The sequence below is a fragment of the Parabacteroides vesiculifaciens genome, assembly GCF_049860805.1.
In the GTDB taxonomy this organism is placed as follows: Bacteria; Bacteroidota; Bacteroidia; order Bacteroidales; family Tannerellaceae; genus Parabacteroides.
Genome location: NZ_CP187555.1, coordinates 5040681 through 5060444, shown reverse-complemented (window position 1 = coordinate 5060444; position 19764 = coordinate 5040681). Strand labels below are relative to the sequence as shown.

Sequence of the window (19764 nt, the reverse complement as noted above, 5' to 3'; positions counted from 1 at the left end):
TACCATGCTCCGTATCCTCGCCGCCTTCATATTCTTCACACGGTTGCCATTCTGGCGGCTGGCAGAAGTTCCTTCGGAATATTTCAAGAACGTTGTCAGCCGCTGGGCGTTAGTCGGTTGGCTGACTGCCGGACTTTCCGTGATCGTGCTTTATGCCGCTTCACTGATTCTTCCGGCAAGTGTTGCCGTATTATTGGCGATCGTCACCCGCCTGTTGATAACCGGTTGCCTGCATGAAGACGGGCTTGCCGATTTCTTCGACGGTTTCGGGGGAGGGACCTCGCGCGAACGTATCCTTTCCATCATGAAGGATTCACATATCGGTAGCTACGGCGTGATCGGGTTGATTCTTTACTTCGGGCTTCTATATACGCTGTTGAGCAGCCTGCCGCTCGCTCTTGCCGGAAGTGCGATACTGGCAGGCGATCCTTTTTCCAAAGGAGTTGCCGGTATGATCATCAACCGCCTTCCCTATGCCCGCAAGGAAGAAGAGGCCAAAAGCAAAACGGTTTATAGCCGGATGACAACAGGTGAATATACCTTTTGCCTTTTCTCCGCCCTCATTCCTATATTCTGGCTGCCGGAACCCATTTATTTCCTGGCAGGCCTGCTGCCTGTTCTCGTCTTCTATCTTCTCACTTCTCTGATGAAAAAGAAAATACAAGGGTATACAGGCGACTGCTGCGGAGCGACATTTCTGCTTTGCGAACTGAGCTTTTACCTGGGAATAGCTGTTATCTATACAACAATCATATAAAGCGAAATAATATGGAAATCTATCTGGTCAGACATACTTCCGTCGACGTCCCCGCCGGCTATGCATACGGACAAACCGACGTTCCGCTCCGCCCTTCATTCGAGGAAGAAGCCGAGGTTGTAAAAGAAACCCTATCCTGCCATACATTCGACAAGGTGTGGAGCAGCCCGCTTACACGCTGCGTCCGTCTCGCAAACTATTGCGGTTATCCGGATGCAGAAAAGGAAGATCGCATCAAAGAAATCAGCTTCGGAGAATGGGAGATGAAATCATGGGACGAACTCTCTTCCGATCCCCGCTCGGAAGCCTGGTTCAACGACTGGATCAATGTTCCGACTCCTTCGGGCGAATCCCTGCAAGATCAATATAACCGTGTCAGTCATTTCCTGGACGAAATAAGGAAAAGCGGCTTACAGAAAGTATGCCTCTTCGCTCATGGCGGCGTTTTAACTTGCGCCCGTGTCTATGCTGGAGAATATGACCTGAAAGAAGCATTCAAAAACGTCCCTTCATACGGGACCGTAATCAAATTAGAGCTGGATTAAGAAACTGTAGCCAGCCAAATATCTCATCTTTACCACATCCGCAATAAGCTGATTTTAAATCGTCATTTGTCGGAAACGGCGATATGTCATGTCGTATTTCATTTTCCGCGATGCTAGTCAGTCATAATCAGAATAACATGCGGCTTTTTGACTTGCGCGCTTTCCTCTCTGGCTTCTCCTTTTGCGTAAGCATCTAAACCTAACCCGGAAGTCATTAATAGTGATGATTCAAGAAACGTTCTTCTCTTTATTTTAAATGAAGCCTTAGTATAACCCTATGTCAAAGTAATTCCTAAAAAAAATCTTTCCCAAAAGACTTACATCTTTCTGAATAAAACCGCCCATGTTTTCCAGAAACTATCGGCGTTTTTTATGCGTGCCCCTTATAGTTTCCGCATGTTCCGCACTATATACCTTTCAAAAGGGGTATGTAGAACATAACACATTAATATACCTTTACTTAACAAGTACAATACTATAGGTGTGATAAAATGGATTAATATAATAAAAGCGGGAGATAGAAAATTTCTATACTCCCGCCAACTTCATAGTTATCGTTTTGACTAAATTAACAGACTTAAAATGAAGTTTTCTTCACCTAAATCTGAACGCCCGCTCTTACCCACCTCTTAATCATTACAAATCATAGTCTGACTTTGGTCAAATGTGGAGAAGATCTTTAATTTTATTCTCTTCCCTCTATGATGTTACAAAGGACGACTATTTAATTGGGATAAACAAATTAAAATCAATTTATTTTTCAATATTCGAAATTAAGATTGTTAACTCCTGAAATATATTGATCGGTGGTTCTTCTGTTCTACCGATCTTCTTAAACGAAGAAAGCCGACCCAAAACTGGATCGGCTTTCTTGCTCTAAAACGGCGGCTATCTACTCTCCCACTTTTACGCAGTACCATCGACGTGGTTGGGCTTAACTTCTCTGTTCGGAATGGGAAGAGGTGGATCCCCAACGCTATAACCACCTTAATATCTTTTTTCTTATATATTAAGATTTTTGACTGGACAACCCCAAGGATTTGTCTTGTAACTCTTATGTTCTTTTCAAGCATACTGCCTATATAGCAACCCTTACATGATTTGAAAGTCCCGGGCTATTAGTACTACTCGGCTTCGACATTACTGCCCTTACACCTGTAGCCTATCTACGTCGTAGTCTACAACGACCCTTAAGGGATATCTCATCTTGAGGCTGGCTTCGTACTTAGATGCTTTCAGCACTTATCCAATCCAGACTTAGATACCCGGCGGTGCTCCTGGCGGAACAACCGGTAAACCAGTGGTCTGTCCAACACGGTCCTCTCGTACTAGTGTCAGAGCCCCTCAAATATCCTACGCCCACGATAGATAGAGACCGAACTGTCTCACGACGTTCTGAACCCAGCTCGCGTGCCACTTTAATGGGCGAACAGCCCAACCCTTGGGACCTTCTCCAGCCCCAGGATGTGACGAGCCGACATCGAGGTGCCAAACCGCTCCGTCGATATGAGCTCTTGGGAGCGATCAGCCTGTTATCCCCGGAGTACCTTTTATCCTTTGAGCGATGGCCCTTCCATGCGGAACCACCGGATCACTATGCTCTAGTTTCCTACCTGATCGACTTGTAAGTCTCCCAGTCAAGCACCCTTATGCCATTACACTCTACGACCGGTTACCAATCGGTCTGAGGGTACCTTTAGAAGCCTCCGTTACTCTTTTGGAGGCGACCACCCCAGTCAAACTACCCACCATACAGTGTCCTCTTTTCCAAGAGTTAGAACTCAAACAATCAAAGGGCCGTATTTCAACGTCGACTCCACAAACACTGGCGTGCCTGATTCATTGTCTCCGGCCTATCCTACACATCAATTGCCCAAATTCAATGTAAAGCTATAGTAAAGGTTCACGGGGTCTTTTCGTCCCATCGCGGGTAATCGGCATCTTCACCGATACTACAATTTCACCGAGCTCACGGTTGAGACAGTGTCCAGATCATTACACCATTCGTGCAGGTCGGAACTTACCCGACAAGGAATTTCGCTACCTTAGGACCGTTATAGTTACGGCCGCCGTTTACTGGGGCTTCAATTCAAACCTTCTCTTGCGATAAGCTCTCCTCTTAACCTTCCAGCACCGGGCAGGTGTCAGGCTGTATACTTCATATTTCTATTTCGCACAGCCATGTGTTTTTGTTAAACAGTTGCCTGGACCTATTCTCTGCGCCCAGCCTTACAGCTGGGACCCTTTATCCCGAAGTTACAGGGTCAATTTGCCTAGTTCCTTAACCGTGAATCACTCGAGCGCCTCAGTATTTTCAACCCAACTACGTGTGTCCGTTTACGGTACGGGTACTTTATGAATATGCTTAGCGGATTTTCTAGGGAGCCTGATTACATCCATATTGCCTTGTACAAGTACTCGGCATACTGTCAGGTTCAGCTCTCAGGGCGGATTTGCCTACCCCAATCGACGCCTACACCCTTCAACCATCTATTCCGTCAGATGGCAGGACTGTCACTTCTCCGTCTCCACATCGCTCCATAAAGTAGTATGGGAATATTAAACCATTCTTCCATCGGAATCGCCGTTCGGCTTATCCTTAGGTCCCGACTTACCCTGATCCGATTAACGTTGATCAGGAAACCTTAGTCTTTCGGCGAGGGAGTTTCTCACTCCCTTTATCGTTACTTATACCTACATTTGCTTTTCCATGCGCTCCAGCAAGGGTTATCCCTTACCTTCGACGCACATGGAATGCTCCCCTACCATGTATTTACTACATCCATAGCTTCGGTAAACAGTTTATGCCCGAGTATTATCCACGCCAGACTCCTCGACTAGTGAGCTGTTACGCACTCTTTAAATGAATGGCTGCTTCCAAGCCAACATCCTAGCTGTCTCTGCAGTCTGACTTCGTTAGTTCAACTTAACTGTTATTTGGGGACCTTAGCTGATGGTCTGGATTCTTCTCCTCTCGGACGCGGACCTTAGCACCCGCGCCCTCACTCCTTATCAATATATAGCACGCATTCGGAGTTTATCTGGACTTGATAGGCGGTGAAGCCCTCGCATCCAATCAGTCGCTCTACCTCATACTATACTTAATAAAGGCTGCACCTAAATGCATTTCGGGGAGTACGAGCTATCTCCAAGTTTGATTAGCCTTTCACCCCTACCCTCAGTTCATTGGAACACTTTTCAACGTATACCCATTCGGACCTCCAGTTAGTGTTACCTAACCTTCATCCTGACCAAGGGTAGATCACTTGGTTTCGCGTCTACTCCCTCCGACTATGGCGCCCTATTCAGACTCGCTTTCGCTTCGGCTCCGGACCTGAAGTCCTTAACCTTGCCGGAGAAAGTAACTCGTAGGTTCATTATGCAAAAGGCACGCCGTCACATCTTATGATGCTCCGACCGCTTGTAGGCAGACGGTTTCAGGGACTATTTCACTCCTCTGTTCGAGGTGCTTTTCACCTTTCCTTCACAGTACTGGTTCGCTATCGGTCTCTCGGGAGTATTTAGCCTTACGGGATGGGCCCCGTAGATTCACACAGAATTTCTCGTGCTCCGCGCTACTCAGGATACCACTAAGCTTCGTCAAGGAGTCGTATACCGGGCTATCACCGTCTATGGCCATCTTTTCCAAGATGTTCTACTTCCTTAATTTCTTGCCACGCCGTGGTCCTACAACCCCGACAATGCCTAAACATTGACGGTTTGGGCTATTCCGCGTTCGCTCGCCACTACTTGCGGAATCACTTTTGTTTTCTTCTCCTATGGGTACTTAGATGTTTCAGTTCCCCACGTTCGCTTTCCTTACGGAATGGCTGGCCTTCAACCAGCCGGGTTGCCCCATTCGGAAATCCCGGGATCAATGGTTATTTGCACCTACCCCAGGCTTATCGCAGCTTATCACGTCCTTCATCGCCTCCGAGAGCCAAGGCATCCACCGTCTGCCCTTACTTACTTTCTTTATCACTGACACTTGACGGCTTCGCAATTTTGCAATTGCTTATCCATCGCGCGTCGGATTGATATATCTTCAGTTTGCTCTTATTTATTCGTTACTTAACTTTTTTGAAGTTGTCCAATACGTCAAAGATCTTTTGTTTAATGAATAATTAATAATTAACAATTAAAAACCACTCATCTTATGTGGAGAATAACGGATTCGAACCGTTGACCCTCTGCGTGCAAGGCAGATGCTCTAGCCAGCTGAGCTAATCCCCCGTATAACAGGTGAAAGTGGACAAGGAAAAGTGGACAGTTTCTTAACTTTCAACTTTCAACTCTTAACTTTCAACTTCATAAGTAGTCCCAGGCAGAGTTGAACTGCCGACCTCTACATTATCAGTGTAGCGCTCTAACCAACTGAGCTATAGGACTGTCAACTGTTGTGTTGCCTGAGAGTTTCTCATCTCAGCTTCATCTTTCTCTTTACTGGTTGTCCAGTTTTAAGATCATATATGAATACATATTCAACCGTAGTACACGAGAACTACATACCTGTCGTTCTCCTACTTTAACCAGATTCAGGCTCCAGAAAGGAGGTGTTCCAGCCGCACCTTCCGGTACGGCTACCTTGTTACGACTTAGCCCCAGTCACCAGTTTTACCCTAGGCCGATCCTCACGGTTACGGACTTCAGGTACCCCCGGCTCCCATGGCTTGACGGGCGGTGTGTACAAGGCCCGGGAACGTATTCACCGCGCCATGGCTGATGCGCGATTACTAGCGAATCCAGCTTCACGGAGTCGAGTTGCAGACTCCGATCCGAACTGAGACATGGTTTGGAGATTAGCATCACATCGCTGTGTAGCTGCCCTTTGTCCATGCCATTGTAACACGTGTGTCGCCCCGGATGTAAGGGCCGTGCTGATTTGACGTCATCCCCACCTTCCTCACAGCTTACGCTGGCAGTCTCACCAGAGTCCTCAGCTTCACCTGTTAGTAACTAGTGATAAGGGTTGCGCTCGTTATGGCACTTAAGCCGACACCTCACGGCACGAGCTGACGACAACCATGCAGCACCTCGTAATCAGCTATTGCTAGAAGGCCTCTTTCAAGGCCGGTCCGACTACGTTCAAACCCGGGTAAGGTTCCTCGCGTATCATCGAATTAAACCACATGTTCCTCCGCTTGTGCGGGCCCCCGTCAATTCCTTTGAGTTTCACCGTTGCCGGCGTACTCCCCAGGTGGATTACTTAACGCTTTCGCTGTAGAGCTTACTGTATATCGCAAACTCCTAGTAATCATCGTTTACTGCGTGGACTACCAGGGTATCTAATCCTGTTTGATCCCCACGCTTTCGTGCTTCAGTGTCAGTTATGGTTTAGTAAGCTGCCTTCGCAATCGGAGTTCTGCGTGATATCTATGCATTTCACCGCTACACCACGCATTCCGCCTACCTCAAACACACTCAAGTCTTCCAGTTTCAACGGCAATTTTATGGTTGAGCCACAAACTTTCACCGCTGACTTAAAAAACAACCTACGCACCCTTTAAACCCAATAAATCCGGATAACGCTCGCATCCTCCGTATTACCGCGGCTGCTGGCACGGAGTTAGCCGATGCTTATTCATACGGTACATACAAAACACCACACGTGATGCACTTTATTCCCGTATAAAAGAAGTTTACAATCCATAGAACCTTCTTCCTTCACGCGACTTGGCTGGTTCAGACTCACGTCCATTGACCAATATTCCTCACTGCTGCCTCCCGTAGGAGTTTGGACCGTGTCTCAGTTCCAATGTGGGGGACCTTCCTCTCAGAACCCCTATCCATCGTCGGTTTGGTGGGCCGTTACCCCGCCAACTGCCTAATGGAACGCATGCCTATCTATCAGCGATGAATCTTTAACAAATAGTCCCATGCGGGACCCCTGTTTTATGGGGCATTAATCCGACTTTCGCCGGGCTATTCCCCTCTGATAGGTAAGTTGCATACGCGTTACTCACCCGTGCGCCGGTCGCCGGCAGTGTATTGCTACACCCCGATGCCCCTCGACTTGCATGTGTTAAGCCTGTCGCTAGCGTTCATCCTGAGCCAGGATCAAACTCTTCGTTGTTAAATTGTTTTTTATATCTTCGCTCAGAATCTCGTTATTTTATTGTAGTTCCTTGACGGTATGTTTAGTATTTCTACTACGTCTCTTGTACTACTTGTTGATATGTAAATCTTTCAAAGAACTTATGCTATCTTTCGATTGCGGCTGCAAAGGTAAGGACTTTTTCTTAACTGCCAAATTTTTTCGAAGAAAAATTTCGGAAAGTTTTTCAAGCCACCGGGAGGCCGGACATCTCGCTTAGCTTTGCTAACCTCATCCCCCTATCCGGGCTACCTTCTATCATCATGTTGACTGCTGCCGTTCTCTCTCGAATGCGGGTGCAAAAGTAGAACTTCTGATTCTACTATCCAAATTATTCGGAGTGTTTTTTTTACGAATTTGTAGCGTTTTTCTGCTAACCTCTGAACTTCTGCCTGTTACAAGTAAAACTTTTTTTATCATCCAAAACACCCATTTTCATAGTAAACTGCTCCTTTTTATACGCGTTTTATAATGTATGGAAAATACCTGTTGATGGAATTAAATTAATGCACATTCAACTTTGCCAACAGACTACAATATTTCATCTCGATAAACGGGCATTCTTATTCATTTTTCACAATAACCCCCTATTTTTCTATTTAATGAGAAAAAACGATTCATTTTGTTCTGTCTTTTTCACACCGATAAAGCGTTTTATCTTACACATAGGATAACCGTCTGCCTATCTCGTCTAAATTCGGACTACATTCGTCAATCGTTTTTTTTAAATACAGGACATTCTGGAAAACCTTAACTCCCGGAGAATCGAATATTTGAAAAGCTACCAGGGAACATACAGGAATAAAAGAGGGATTCGGGGGATATTTTGGGGATGTCCGGCACCTCGTTTCCACGACGACCGTCTTCATCACCATGACGACCGTCTTCATTGCCCCGAGTTGCCGAGTTCACTATACATGAGAACGGACTTCATGGCGATGAAGACGGTCGTCACGGGAAAAAACTGCGCAACTCACGGCTAAAACTTAAAATTACCATTTTTTTGATCCGGGTACAATCGCTCGGAAGAAACTTTATAAGGAGCTTACAAGGTTGTTTTCAGCACGTTTTGGACAATAAGTCTTATAAATTCAGAGAACGATACCGATATGCTATGTTGTACTTCATTTGACCGAAAACAGCTTCCGGTTCTATGCAACGTCTGCTCCTACGTTTAATCCCCTTCCGTGAAGTAAGTCTTTCACGGGCTTTGAAGCACCTGCATCGCAGCGGACATTCCTGGCAGTTCCAGGCCTTATAGCGGGCACTTTGAGTAATATATCCGCTCGCCGTTCTTCCCTGTTTGGTTCCTATGCGGTTCATGTGCTGCCCCATGGGACAAACATAATAGTCCTCATCGGCGTTATAATAAAGACTCTCCGCCTGAAACGGTAGTTTTCTTCCGAACCGTAACCGGAGTCTGCCACACTCGTGGCGGATTTTCTTCTCTTATCGGGACCTGTGATGTTATGACGGTAGATTTTTTACCATGCCTGTCCTCTATGATATCCATCAGGTTCATCCATCCTTGGGAATCGAAGGGCTGTATACCAAAATCATCCAATATGAGCATATCCAGCCTCTCGATTTTCTTAAGTTTTTTCAGGATTGTTCCTTTCGCTTTGGCAACCTTGAGCATTTCCATAATGCAGGAGTATTGGCATATAGCACCTTATATCCTTTCTGGCAAGCCTGAAAGCCAAAAGCTGTTGCCAGATAACTTTACCCGATTCCGGCGCTCCCGATAATAAACAGGTCTTTGCGTTCCCTGACAAAAGTCAGGTCAGCCAAACGCCCGGTAAGATTCTTGTCCAGTCCTCTTTCCACCGAATAGTCTATTTCCTCAATGGCGGCCTTATATCTGAAGGGAGCCTGCCGGATAGCTCTCTCTACCGCACAGTTTATGCGGTTGTCCCATTCACTTGAGACCAACCACGATACGAACCGGTGGTAATGCCTCTCTGTCCGGTGTGTTTCCAGGCTTGTTTTAAAGGCGTATAAGCTTATTCCGGATACTTTTTCTCTTCCATCACCTGCCCCATCCGGATGGATAGCCGCGTTCAGTGAATCCAGATCATAAAACTCGCGTCCTGTATCTTGAGATAGATACTGTGATAAATCAGTTTAACTGCGCCTTCGACCAGTGCCTTGTCCCGTAGCTTGTAAGCTCTGGCAGGGATTACGGTGCAGCCGTAGTGTTCGGCAAAGGCTGCAAAATTCTCATTCAGGAATGCCGAACGTGAATCAAGGTTGTCAAGGTAACCATTCGACAACGCCGGTAGCCGGATGTAACCGCCGCCATTCTTCAAATTCGGCATACGTCCGTACTCCACCCTGGATAACGGCCTGGTAATATTCTATCCCCATTATCTTTTCCGTTTCCGGCGTTTCGTATTTTAATTTCAAAATAGCACATCGCGTCTCGTCGGTCAGCACGGCTGAAATACGGTCGGCTACTTTTTCGAAATAACCGTCATAGCGGGAACCTTCCTGAATATGGATCATATCGATCTGCCAAAGTTCACCTTCCTCGTCTTGACACCAGGCATGCCATTCGATACAAGCCTCGACCGTATGCAACAGGTTGACACATTCTATCTTTTTGACTGATGTATTAGCAGCAAGCTCCGCCATTGCCCGGAAACTGCCGGATAAGCTGATATCAGAGGTATAAATATGAAAATCAATGTCCCGGTGCGTCATCAGCAGTCCGGTACGCAAAGAGCCGACCAGATTCACTTTTGCCCCTATGCTTTCCCATATCTGAATGATACGGGTTTCCTCCACCACCTTCCAGGCTTTTTGTTGATTTCGATGTGCAATACCGAGAATGTCCATTTTCTATCCTTTTAAATAACGCCGCAAAAGTATGAAAAAAACCGGATACGTCACCCTGCTTGAACTATTGTGCAAGAGAGAACCGCAGGCTGATACCGTAGTTTGAGTTTGAAGTCGGATAAGAAGCACTCGATATCAGCGGTTCGTTAATCTGGATATCATAGAATGCACGGATCGTCAAAGCCCGGCTCAAACCGTAATCAGCCGAGAACGAGACTGTCTTTGCAATATTACCGCTGGTAGCCTGCGTCAACTGTGTATCTATCTTGCGGATCAACGACTGCATCTTATTGTACGAGAAATCCAGACGGACGGTCAGGTCATTGCTGAAATCGCGCGTCTTCTTCATCTTCAATACTTTGTTGAACTCGGCAAGTTTGTAACCCAGGCCGATGGTCACTTTCTTGGAAAGCGCTTCGACCAACTGGTAGGATGTCGTATTCAGGCTCAAATTACGCGTAGTCGAATAGTCCGCCCGGACTGTCACATTGTTCAACAACGTCGCATCCGCTCCAAGCAAAGGGCTGAACGCTTCGGTCAGGCTGACAGACGAAATCGAATAAGGAGACGAAGGCGTCGGGTTGTCGTTCAGGATCGACTGGATATATCCCAATCCGTCCTGCCCGGCATCCACCCAGTTCAGGAAGGAAGTGAAAGCACCTACCGAATAGGAACAACGATACTGATGGCTCAACGTCACGCTCTTGAAATATTTCTTGACAGCCGGAATCTTGACCAAACCGTCGTAAGTGACACGCCAGTTCGGCAACAAGCTCTTCAGCGAAGGGAAGGCCGTCAAGCCCACCTTATTCGGGTCTTTCCCGGTATAGGCTGCTAAGAATGCAGGAATCAGCACATCCGCCGAGTTCCGGTTGACACCGTTCACGTTATCGGTTCCCGGATTATAGGGCATTCCTCCCAGCCCCTTCTCATGGATAAAGCCCACATCCGGATATTTCAAGCCGGCATACTTGCCTTCGAGACGCTGGGCAATGATCTCACGGTTGGCCAACAACTTGTCAAAGGCTTTCGAAGAATAGTTGTTCAAGGCATTGCCAGTGCCACCGAAAGCGCTTCCCAATGCGATTGTCGTCATGGTGAAGTTACCCCCCATTATCTCCGGCATACCTTCATACATAAATTGTATTTCCGTATTGCGCGTATCGTTGCGAAGTGCGGTCAGGTCGATCTTCAACCCCGTGATCGGTTCGAGACTTGCCCGTATATTCAGATTCTTCGTGCTGGTCATGACGACAGCATTCACATCTCTTTCCGTATCGGTGATCAGCCAACCTTTTTCATACGCCTCATCTATATAGCTGCGGCGCACGTCACCGAACGCAAAGCCAATACCCGGAGAAAGGCCGAATGAAGAACGTCCCTGCCCAAAGATATCGCCGATCTCCGGACGGAAACCGGGCAACATCATACCGGCAGAGTTCGTAAACTGGATATTGAAACGGCGCACCATCATCAGGAAACGGGCGCTATGCTCGACAGCTTTGTAAAGGAAATCTTCCGTAGGAGCCGGCCCCGGTATGATCGTCAGTTTAAGATGTGCCGTATCGCGGTTCAGGATCATTACCTGCGCAAAGTTGATCGGTTTGAACTTGACCTTGTAAACGCGGCCGTCCGCACCCCGGGCCGTGATCTGCACCTTCTTCGTGAACATACCATGTTCGACAACCGTACCGCTGTCCGGGTTCAGGACAATCTCCTTCTCCAGCTTCGGCTTTTTCTTCTTCTCCGGCTTTTTAGCCGTAGCCCGGGTGTTATTGAACTTCTGGTTGATCTTTTTCAGATACTTGTTTTTGTTGTAGAGAGATAAGAGGTTCAGGTTCGCCTGCAAGTCGAACTGACGCTGGTTCTTGATCGTATTGCCCAGCTCGATGTCTTCGCTCACTGTTGCCCCGCGATCCCAGTTATAAGTGGCATTATAGCTCAATGAGGCATTTGTCCAGTCCAGCACCGGGATAAGCTGCAACGGTAACTGCCAGGTCATCATAAACTGCTGGTCGTATTTCATCGGGGTACCCAGGTCGGCGATGCTCTTCTTCACAGAGTCTTTCCACAACTGGTAACCGTCCGGGTTGAGTTCCTTATTTACCTGCACATACGGTTCTTCGATACGGGCATTCGTACCGGAGCTGAATGTAATGTTAAGGTTATTCGTAAAGGCCCAGTTCAGGCTGAAAGCACGGTCCCAATAGAAGTTCTGGCTGAATGTCACCGGAATGTCATTGGAGACGCCGGTCGCCGCCCCTGTCAGGTCACGCAGTTTTATTTCATAATAATTACGCATCATGGCTGTCTGGAAGTTGATAGACGGAGCTACGTTGAACGCCAACTGCTTGGCATAGCGCGTATAGCCGTTGTTTTTCTTCAGCAACTTATCGAACGGCCTGATCGGTTTGACGTACGGGACATAACTATAGGCGAAATTAGCCCGGTAGTCCTTAGTCGTCTCATATTCCGTCTCCGGATTCTTCTTATCATTAACACTGTACGAATACCCGAGCGTGAAGTTTGCCGGATCGTAAGGCATCGGGTTCTTGCTCTTGATATTCACACGCACATTATTAAACGATACGCTCTTGATAACCGTCCTGTCCTGCGAATAACTGCGGATCGAATCCTTCTCGGTTTTCGTCTCCGCGTTGTCCATAGCGTCCTTCAGTTTGACATCCTGGTCCAACGGGTTGTACTTCGGATCGTATGTTTCCTTGGAATAAGCATAATAGAACGGGATGCTGACCTGCGTCTTTTCAGGGAACAACTTACCCAGCTCGATGGAGGTTGCCACGTTATACTGTTTGAAGTCCTCCATCCGCCGTTCGTTCAGAGACTGGTCGAGAGCGCCGAAACCGGCCGTTTCGATACGTCCGCCCACATTGACCGTACCCAAGTCGGACAGTGCGACGTTCAGATTCGCATTGGCAGCCCATCCACCCTCTTCGTTGAAATCGGTCAGGCGCAATTCGTTCACCCATACTTCCCCGCTCTTCAGCTTGCTCCGGGTATTGCGCACACCGATCATGATCGTCTTCACTTCGGAGAGGCTCGGATTACCTTTGACACGGATTGCGTTACCCGTATTATCCGGGTCCCTACCCGAATAGACTGTCTGGAAAGACACCCCGTTCTCGCCGGAACGCTTCGCCCGGTTACGCTCCAGTTTCAGGTCTGTCAGGACCTTTAAGCGGAAGTTCAACATATTCTCTGCCGGCCAGACGATCTGCTGATGTTCCGTATTATTATAGTTATACTCTCCATGCGGAGTCAACTTCAACGGGACTTCATATTCGTAATAGTTATTCTTATAGTCTGATCCCAAACGGATAAAGACAGCAAGGTCCCCATCCGCCAGATCGTTTACATCCAATTTCGGCGCCTCGGCATGCGTAAACAACTGCAAGCGCTTATACTGGCGCAAATCGTAGTTCGTATTCTTATATACAGCCCGTGCATCCTGAGCGGCAAGATCCGTCACCTTTAAAGAAAGCGCTTGTTCGTTCTCCTGGCGAATCTGGGGCTGGCTCGGGTCCAGTACGCGGCTGACGCCCGGAGGCAACGTATAGCTGACCGGGTCCCTGTCGCTGTTTTCCTCGATATTGACGGTCGATACTTCCAGCTTGCCCTTTACGGCCGGCGGCATCTTCGGATCGGACAAATCCTGTTCATAGGACCGCCATTCGCCGCGCACCAACTGCAAAGTACCGAAACGCAGTACGACCGATTCCTTGAACCCCGTCATAAACATACGCATGAAACGGATCGTCTTGAAGTCATTGATCGCTCCCACACGACGCTGGTACTGTTTCACCGGAATCTTAAACTGATACCAGGTAACGGATTCCTGCGTCCCATCCGCCAGCCTTACCAACGACGTGCGCTTATCAGCAATATAATTTTCGCCGACAACCGTATCCTGCGGAGTGATCTTCACCTTATATTCAAAGTACTTTTCATTCTTATTCAGCGTATTATCCTGGTTGATATCCTCCACATCGGGCACAGTCTTGGAAGAGGTGCTGTAGCGTTCGCCCGAATCGTTGATATCTTTCGAGTTTCCTTCCGTCCCGTTGTAACGTTTGTAACGGGTTAGGATATCCACTTTGTTCCTGTCGTAGTCAGAGCCACGGAAATAGTGGAACTTATCGCCCGCCGGATCAAAGAACGGAGAGAGCTGCAACGGATCTGCTTCCATCTCGGAAAGGGTTGCCGCATTCAATTTCTGGCGTAACTTGTTCAAATAATCCTGATAGGCCGGATACTCCTTTTCTTCGTCCGAGGACAGGCCGTTCAGGCCGACATCCTGCAATAAACGCGCACCCGCCGTATTGTCGAACGCATAAACCGTACTCTGTTGCTTGGGTACTTTACCCCAAACCGTATAATCGACCTTCGATGTATCGCCATCGATCGGCAACCCATTCTCGAAGAACTTCTTTTCATCCTTCAGGATATCTTCCGATATCTCGCCTAAGTTGAAATACAGCTCGCCCCCCGACGTCTGGCGATTGTAGATAAACGGGTCGAGCATCCAGAACTCGATATATTCGACATTCGCCGTCTCGAAGTCACTTTGGTCTATCTTACGCATCATACCCCCGAAACGCTTTTCCGGATTCTGCAACGTCCCGTCCGGATTGATATTGTCGGCATCCAGGTTATACGGGCCGCGTTCCTGAGGATAGTAAGCCATGTTCAGGACCGTCAGCGTATTGCTTTCACTCATGCTCTGCTGCCGTTCCGGAAACAATTCCTTCGAGTCGATGGCGCGGACATAATGGTTCGACAAATCCTCTACCGTGATATAGTTCGGACGCAAAGAGGAGTTCTTCCGCGTGAACAACCCGTCGATCGTGTACCAGGCAAGCAAAGCGCGGCTCTTCCCGTAATCGATATGATTGGTCAACCCGGCCTCCGGGAATAACTGGGGCGTACCGTCGTCATAAGGCACACTCGACAACTGCCAAGGATAAGGGTCCGAGAGGTCGAAATTACTCTGTGTCGACTCGAAGTCGTCCAAGTAGGAATATCCACCCGTGTTCTTGTTCTCGTAATGCCCGGCAATCAGGTGTGCAAACTCCGCATTGAAGGAGATCTGGCTCGGTTTGCTCAAGTTCAGCAGCGGCAGTTTGTCAAACATATTGGTAAGCCACTGGCTTTCGCCTTTGTAGGCCATGTTCACCCCCCAAAGCGTATTCTTGATGGCCTCATCACCCATCGTCGTCTTGGTTGTCAGCGGCATTTCGGACATGTGCATGATGGTGGCGCCTACCATCAGGTTCGGATTGAACTGATAGTTCAGGTCAAGCCCCATCATCGTCTTGCGCTGCATATTCATGGCCGTCTGGTTTTCCAGCGAGACGCTGACCGGCGTACCGGCCGAGATAATGCTTTCGTTCAGGATGGTCACCACACCGGAAGTATAATCGACGGTATAATCCACATTTTCGGTCAATATCGCACCACCGGCCGTCACCTTGACGGAACCCCTCGCCACGTTGGAGGCGCCGAGCTGTATCTCGGCCCCCGAAGAGGCTTTATATTCCCCTTCCAGCTTGAACTTATTCTTTTCGGCAATCTGGCGGGCGACAGTCAACGTCGAGTCGTAGAGTTCCTGGAACACATATTTGTCGGCAATCGCATCATTGTTAATCTTCCGGCGCAGGTAAGAGCCGAACGGTTCGACACTCGGAAAGATGATCTTCCCGTTATCCGCCAGGACAGTCACCCCCTCGATGAAGTCGTATATGCCATCCGGATGCGGCTGGTTGTTGGAGTCGTAGCTATCCAAGTTCAGCACCCTGAGCAGGATCTGGTTGGCAATCGCCCCTTCCGGCAAATAGTTGACGTATGTGCCGGTCGTATCGCTCTGGTACATGATATTCAGCTTGAACTTCTCCTTCTGGACGGAATAGGCCCCCAGCGAATAGATGTTTTTCATCATCAGGTCCCAGAAAGGCATATCGGGCGACATGGTAATACCTTTCAGCAACTTCACATAAAGGCAGGATGCTGCCGAAGAAGGATTGTCGGTCGAGAACTCACCCACCTGGAACGTCTGCCCGTTCGAATAGGTATAGTTGTAAGCGACACCCAGCACTTCGTCCGCCTGCAACTGTGTCTTCAGCGAGATATATCCCAGCTTCGTGTTAACCGTATATTCGGATTCATCCAGCAGACGGGCGCTTTCGACCTCCTCGTACTCCGTACCGTTGACGAAAGTTCCCCCCAACGCCTGGTTCACCGTGCTGATATCACGTGCGCCGGTGAATTGCTGGTTAAGCGTATTATATAATGTATTCGTATTATTATAAGGAATAGCCTGTGCCCCCGAAGGAGATACGACCGCCGTATTCAGAATCTTGTTATGCTCGGCCAGGTCGGCAAAAGCGACCACGTTGCGCGCCTGGTCATAGTTCGCCCGCTTGTTCGTCACCCAAACTTCCACCTTGCTGATCGTGACCGGCGACGAGATCGTGTTCAGGTTCTTCACCGCCTCGTCGTAACGGTCGCGGAAATAGTGCGACAGGAAGAAGTGGCGGTTCTCGTCATACTGGTCGATCGTCAGCTCGAACGGCTTCGTCTGCACGCCCCCTTTCGAGCTGACCGTTTTCGATTCCGATTCCTGCTGTGCAAACAACGCATTCACCCGCAACTTCCCGAACTGGAGGTCCGCCTTCATTCCGAACAGGGCGGCCCCACCGTTGATCAGCGAGTTGCTGGTCGTCATGCTGACGTTACCGGCTTCGAGCGACTTGATGATCTCGTCTTCCTCACCCGTATAGGCTAATTTCAGCTTCTTGGAGTCGAAGTCGAAAGAGGTTTCGGTATTATAGTTCATATCGAAATTCACCTTGCTGCCGACCGACGCCTGCACGTTGAGCTGCACGCTCTCGTCGAAATTGAAGAACGTACGGTTACGCGCCCGCTCCGGCAGTGACGGGTTCTTGGTCTTGTTCTGCTTCAAGCCCAGCTCCACTTCGGCCGACCCTTGCGTCTTCACCCTGACACCGCCCGGCCCGAAGATACGTTCAGCCGCACCGATATTGAACTGCATATCGGCCAGGTTGAACTGCTTATTGGCCGCCTTCTGGAATTCTTCCTCGTTCTTCTGGCGGTAGTAGGATTGGACGGATTTCCGGAAACTGTAGTCCTGGTATTCTTCGGGAGTCAACGAGATAGGGGTAGTCAGGTCGGCATCGCCCAACCGGGTGCGGACCACGTAGGTCCCGGTCCTGATGTCGTACTCGACCACCGACTTCACATTGTCCGGTGTCTTCAAGTCGGCAGGCGACTGCTTGGTAAGGTCCTGATATTCTTCGGGGACGGTCTTTGCTACCGGGAAGCGGGTGCGCACCTTCGGCACCGTATCATCCGGCACGACCGGTCGTCCAGCATCCGGCATCGGCATCGCGTAGGCCAGCAAATCCGCATTCATCGAATACAAGCCTGCGCCACACAGTAGAATCGTTATCCAGAGTATAAATTTTAGTGTCCTTCTCATGTTAAATTAAAGCATTCTCAAGGCTGTTTTAATGACTTGCTCCACAGCCAGAGCAGGCGAACCTTTGAGGATTGTCCTGACAGCCTTTTGCGAAGCTGTTTTCTGGAATCCCAGCATGACTAACGCCGATACGGCCTCTTCCGCCACGGCAGTGTCGGTAGCAGATGATCTGATAGCACCGGCAGCAGCCATTCCCTCGATCGGCTTCACTTTGTTTTTGAGGTCTACCAAGATGCGTTGGGCGGTCTTCAACCCGATTCCCTTGACAGATGTCAGGGCTGTTTCGTCCTTATCGTCGATCACCCGCACCAATTCGGCCGGCGAGAGGGACGAGAGGATCATGCGCGCCGTATTGGGGCCTACGCCGGAGACGGATGTCAACATCAGAAACAGTTCGCGCTCCTCCGGGTTGGCAAAGCCGAAAAGCAGATGGGCATCTTCACGTATGACTTCGTACACGTATATCTTCCCGTTCGGTTTTCCGTTATAAAATGTATATGTATTCAGGGATATATTGAGCTCATAGCCAATTCCGGCACATTCCAAAACCATTCTGGCGGGTGTCAACTCGACTATCTCTCCCTTGATATATTCTATCATCCTGTCTTACGTCTTTATGATTCGTACCTATTATAACGCAAAATTAGACAAAAGCGTATATCCGGCCCCCCTTTTTTGGCACAATTCCGTAAAAAGTCCAAAATATCGCAAAACGTGATGCTGATTATTAGCAAGTTATAAAACAGGAAAAATAGGTAAAAACAGAGGGTAGAAAGACAGTAAAACCCTGTATTCATAAGGGTTTGAGAGCTGTTTCAAAATGACTAATGAAAACGTACGTTTTTTTTAGTCATTTGCAAAGGTAAGATTATTAATCATAAATCAAAGAAACAGACAGGGTGAAAATTGCTATTAACCATTATTTTACATCATTTATCGGAGATTTTTGCCCGGACTGTGACACCCTTGATTTACCCCTAAAAAAATGACTAAAAAAAACGTACGTTTTCATTAGTCATTTTGAAACGGAAAGAATCATTAGTACAAACTTTTAAGTTTAATCATCATGGCAAAAACAGTCAAACCCGGCAAACTGCGCGGGAACACAGTCCCCAACAGCCTGACAGCCGACAAGAACGACTACACGCTCACCATCATCGGTGGCATGAGCTACGGCCTGAACGACCTCTGTCAATTGGTCGTAAAGGACGGCGTCACCACCCAGAGCGTCGAAGAACTGATGCGCAACTTCAGATTAGTTGCCGAAAAAGGCATCGACATGGCCTTGCAGGGCAACAACGTGAACTACGACTACTTCACCCTCCGCCCCGGAGCAAAAGGCGTCTTCAACTCGGCCAACGAACCCTTCACACGCCCCAAACACGAGGTCACGATGGCAATGGCCGTCGGCCCGGACGTACGCAAGGCGATGGAAGAAACAATCGTTGAAAACATGGGCCCCGCCCAGCATTACGCCCAGATGGACACCATCATCAACACCGTCAACGGCGAAGTGAACCTCAGCGTCACCTCCGGCCAAGTACTCGAAGTCAAAGGCGTGAACCTCTCCCTCAAAGGCGACGACGCGACGGTCGGCATCTACCTCCAGGAAGTAGGCGCAGCCGACAGCACCCGCATCAAGGTAGCCACCCTCCTGAACAACGAGCCGAAACGCCTTATGTTCATGGTTCCCGCCGGATTGGTGAAGGACAAGATGTACCAATTGGTACATATCACGCAGGCAGGGGCAAGCACAAGCGCAGGACAATTCTTGAAAATGCCCCGCATCGCCTTCAGTAACACACAGTTGAAGTGCACGGACGGGACGCCTATATCGAGTGGCGGTGAAGAAGAACGGCCGGGCGAACTATAGATGGCACCCTATTCCTTACCGTAGATGATACCCTATCCCTTACCATAGATAGGGTACCATCTATTAGAAGGGATAGCCCCCTATCTACGGTAAGGGATGGCATACCATCTAAAAGGCTATCCGACCAATGGAAACAGAACA

Annotated in this window: 7 protein-coding genes, 2 tRNA genes, 3 rRNA genes and 2 pseudogenes; 3 read left to right on the top strand and 11 right to left on the bottom strand. The window is 48.6% G+C overall.

The genetic code is table 11. The features are described from left to right. Positions 1 to 4 precede the first annotated feature (4 nt). Together ACPYIV_RS20320 and cobC are read left to right on the top strand one after the other, a co-directional pair. A complete protein-coding gene (locus ACPYIV_RS20320; protein ID WP_293732445.1) occupies positions 5 to 757 on the top strand; it encodes an adenosylcobinamide-GDP ribazoletransferase in 753 nt (250 codons plus the stop codon). A gap of 11 nt (positions 758 to 768) precedes the next feature. Further along, positions 769 to 1302 (top strand): alpha-ribazole phosphatase, encoded by a 534-nt coding sequence (gene cobC / locus ACPYIV_RS20315; RefSeq protein WP_293732444.1) that lies wholly within the window; start codon positions 769 to 771, stop codon positions 1300 to 1302. An 879-nt stretch (positions 1303 to 2181) separates the two neighbouring features. Here cobC and rrf read toward each other — a convergent pair. The 11 genes and pseudogenes from rrf to ruvA form a co-directional block, all read right to left on the bottom strand. After that, positions 2182 to 2292, bottom strand: a 5S ribosomal RNA gene (gene rrf / locus ACPYIV_RS20310). Positions 2293 to 2401: 109 nt separating this feature from the next. Further along, positions 2402 to 5278, bottom strand: a 23S ribosomal RNA gene (locus tag ACPYIV_RS20305). 183 nt (positions 5279 to 5461) lie between these two features. Beyond that, positions 5462 to 5535 (bottom strand) — tRNA-Ala (locus ACPYIV_RS20300). A gap of 82 nt (positions 5536 to 5617) precedes the next feature. Next, positions 5618 to 5691, bottom strand: a tRNA-Ile gene (locus ACPYIV_RS20295). Between the two features lie 157 nt (positions 5692 to 5848). Next, positions 5849 to 7375: ribosomal RNA gene (locus ACPYIV_RS20290) — 16S ribosomal RNA — on the bottom strand. Together the 16S, 23S and 5S rRNA genes with 2 tRNA genes alongside form the textbook arrangement of a ribosomal RNA operon. Positions 7376 to 8500: 1125 nt before the next feature. After that, positions 8501 to 8841: pseudogene (locus tag ACPYIV_RS20285) on the bottom strand (transposase); the annotation flags it as partial. A gap of 59 nt (positions 8842 to 8900) precedes the next feature. Then, positions 8901 to 9035, bottom strand: a pseudogene (locus ACPYIV_RS20280) (ATP-binding protein); the annotation flags it as partial. Between the two features lie 83 nt (positions 9036 to 9118). Further along, complete coding sequence (locus ACPYIV_RS20275) at positions 9119 to 9328, bottom strand: ATP-binding protein (RefSeq protein ID WP_293734259.1); 210 nt, start codon at positions 9326 to 9328, stop codon at positions 9119 to 9121. 321 nt (positions 9329 to 9649) lie between these two features. Next, the gene (locus ACPYIV_RS20270; protein WP_293740919.1) at positions 9650 to 10234 is read right to left on the bottom strand and encodes a phosphoglycerate mutase family protein; all 585 of its coding nucleotides are present in this window, start codon (positions 10232 to 10234) and stop codon (positions 9650 to 9652) included. A gap of 64 nt (positions 10235 to 10298) precedes the next feature. Beyond that, the gene (sprA, locus tag ACPYIV_RS20265) at positions 10299 to 17750 is read right to left on the bottom strand and encodes a cell surface protein SprA (RefSeq protein ID WP_425884831.1); all 7452 of its coding nucleotides are present in this window, start codon (positions 17748 to 17750) and stop codon (positions 10299 to 10301) included. A 6-nt stretch (positions 17751 to 17756) separates the two neighbouring features. Beyond that, positions 17757 to 18350: a Holliday junction branch migration protein RuvA gene (ruvA, locus tag ACPYIV_RS20260; RefSeq protein ID WP_301705053.1), complete on the bottom strand. Its 594-nt coding sequence runs from the start codon at positions 18348 to 18350 to the stop codon at positions 17757 to 17759. A 466-nt stretch (positions 18351 to 18816) separates the two neighbouring features. On the opposite strand from ruvA, the gene ACPYIV_RS20255 reads away from it, so the two are divergent. Continuing rightward, on the top strand, positions 18817 to 19623 hold the full coding sequence (locus ACPYIV_RS20255; protein WP_301705052.1) for a DNA-binding domain-containing protein: 807 nt from the start codon (positions 18817 to 18819) through the stop codon (positions 19621 to 19623). Positions 19624 to 19764 lie beyond the last annotated feature (141 nt).

Excerpts from the sequence above, each read along its gene's own strand:
- ACPYIV_RS20320 (WP_293732445.1), top strand. The coding sequence starts at position 5 with ATGCTCCGTATCCTCGCCGCCTTCATATTCTTCACACGGTTGCCATTC.
- cobC (WP_293732444.1), top strand. The coding sequence starts at position 769 with ATGGAAATCTATCTGGTCAGACATACTTCCGTCGACGTCCCCGCCGGC.
- ACPYIV_RS20270 (WP_293740919.1), bottom strand. The coding sequence starts at position 10,234 with ATGGACATTCTCGGTATTGCACATCGAAATCAACAAAAAGCCTGGAAG.
- sprA (WP_425884831.1), bottom strand. The coding sequence starts at position 17,750 with ATGAGAAGGACACTAAAATTTATACTCTGGATAACGATTCTACTGTGT.
- ruvA (WP_301705053.1), bottom strand. The coding sequence starts at position 18,350 with ATGATAGAATATATCAAGGGAGAGATAGTCGAGTTGACACCCGCCAGA.
- ACPYIV_RS20255 (WP_301705052.1), top strand. The coding sequence starts at position 18,817 with ATGGCAAAAACAGTCAAACCCGGCAAACTGCGCGGGAACACAGTCCCC.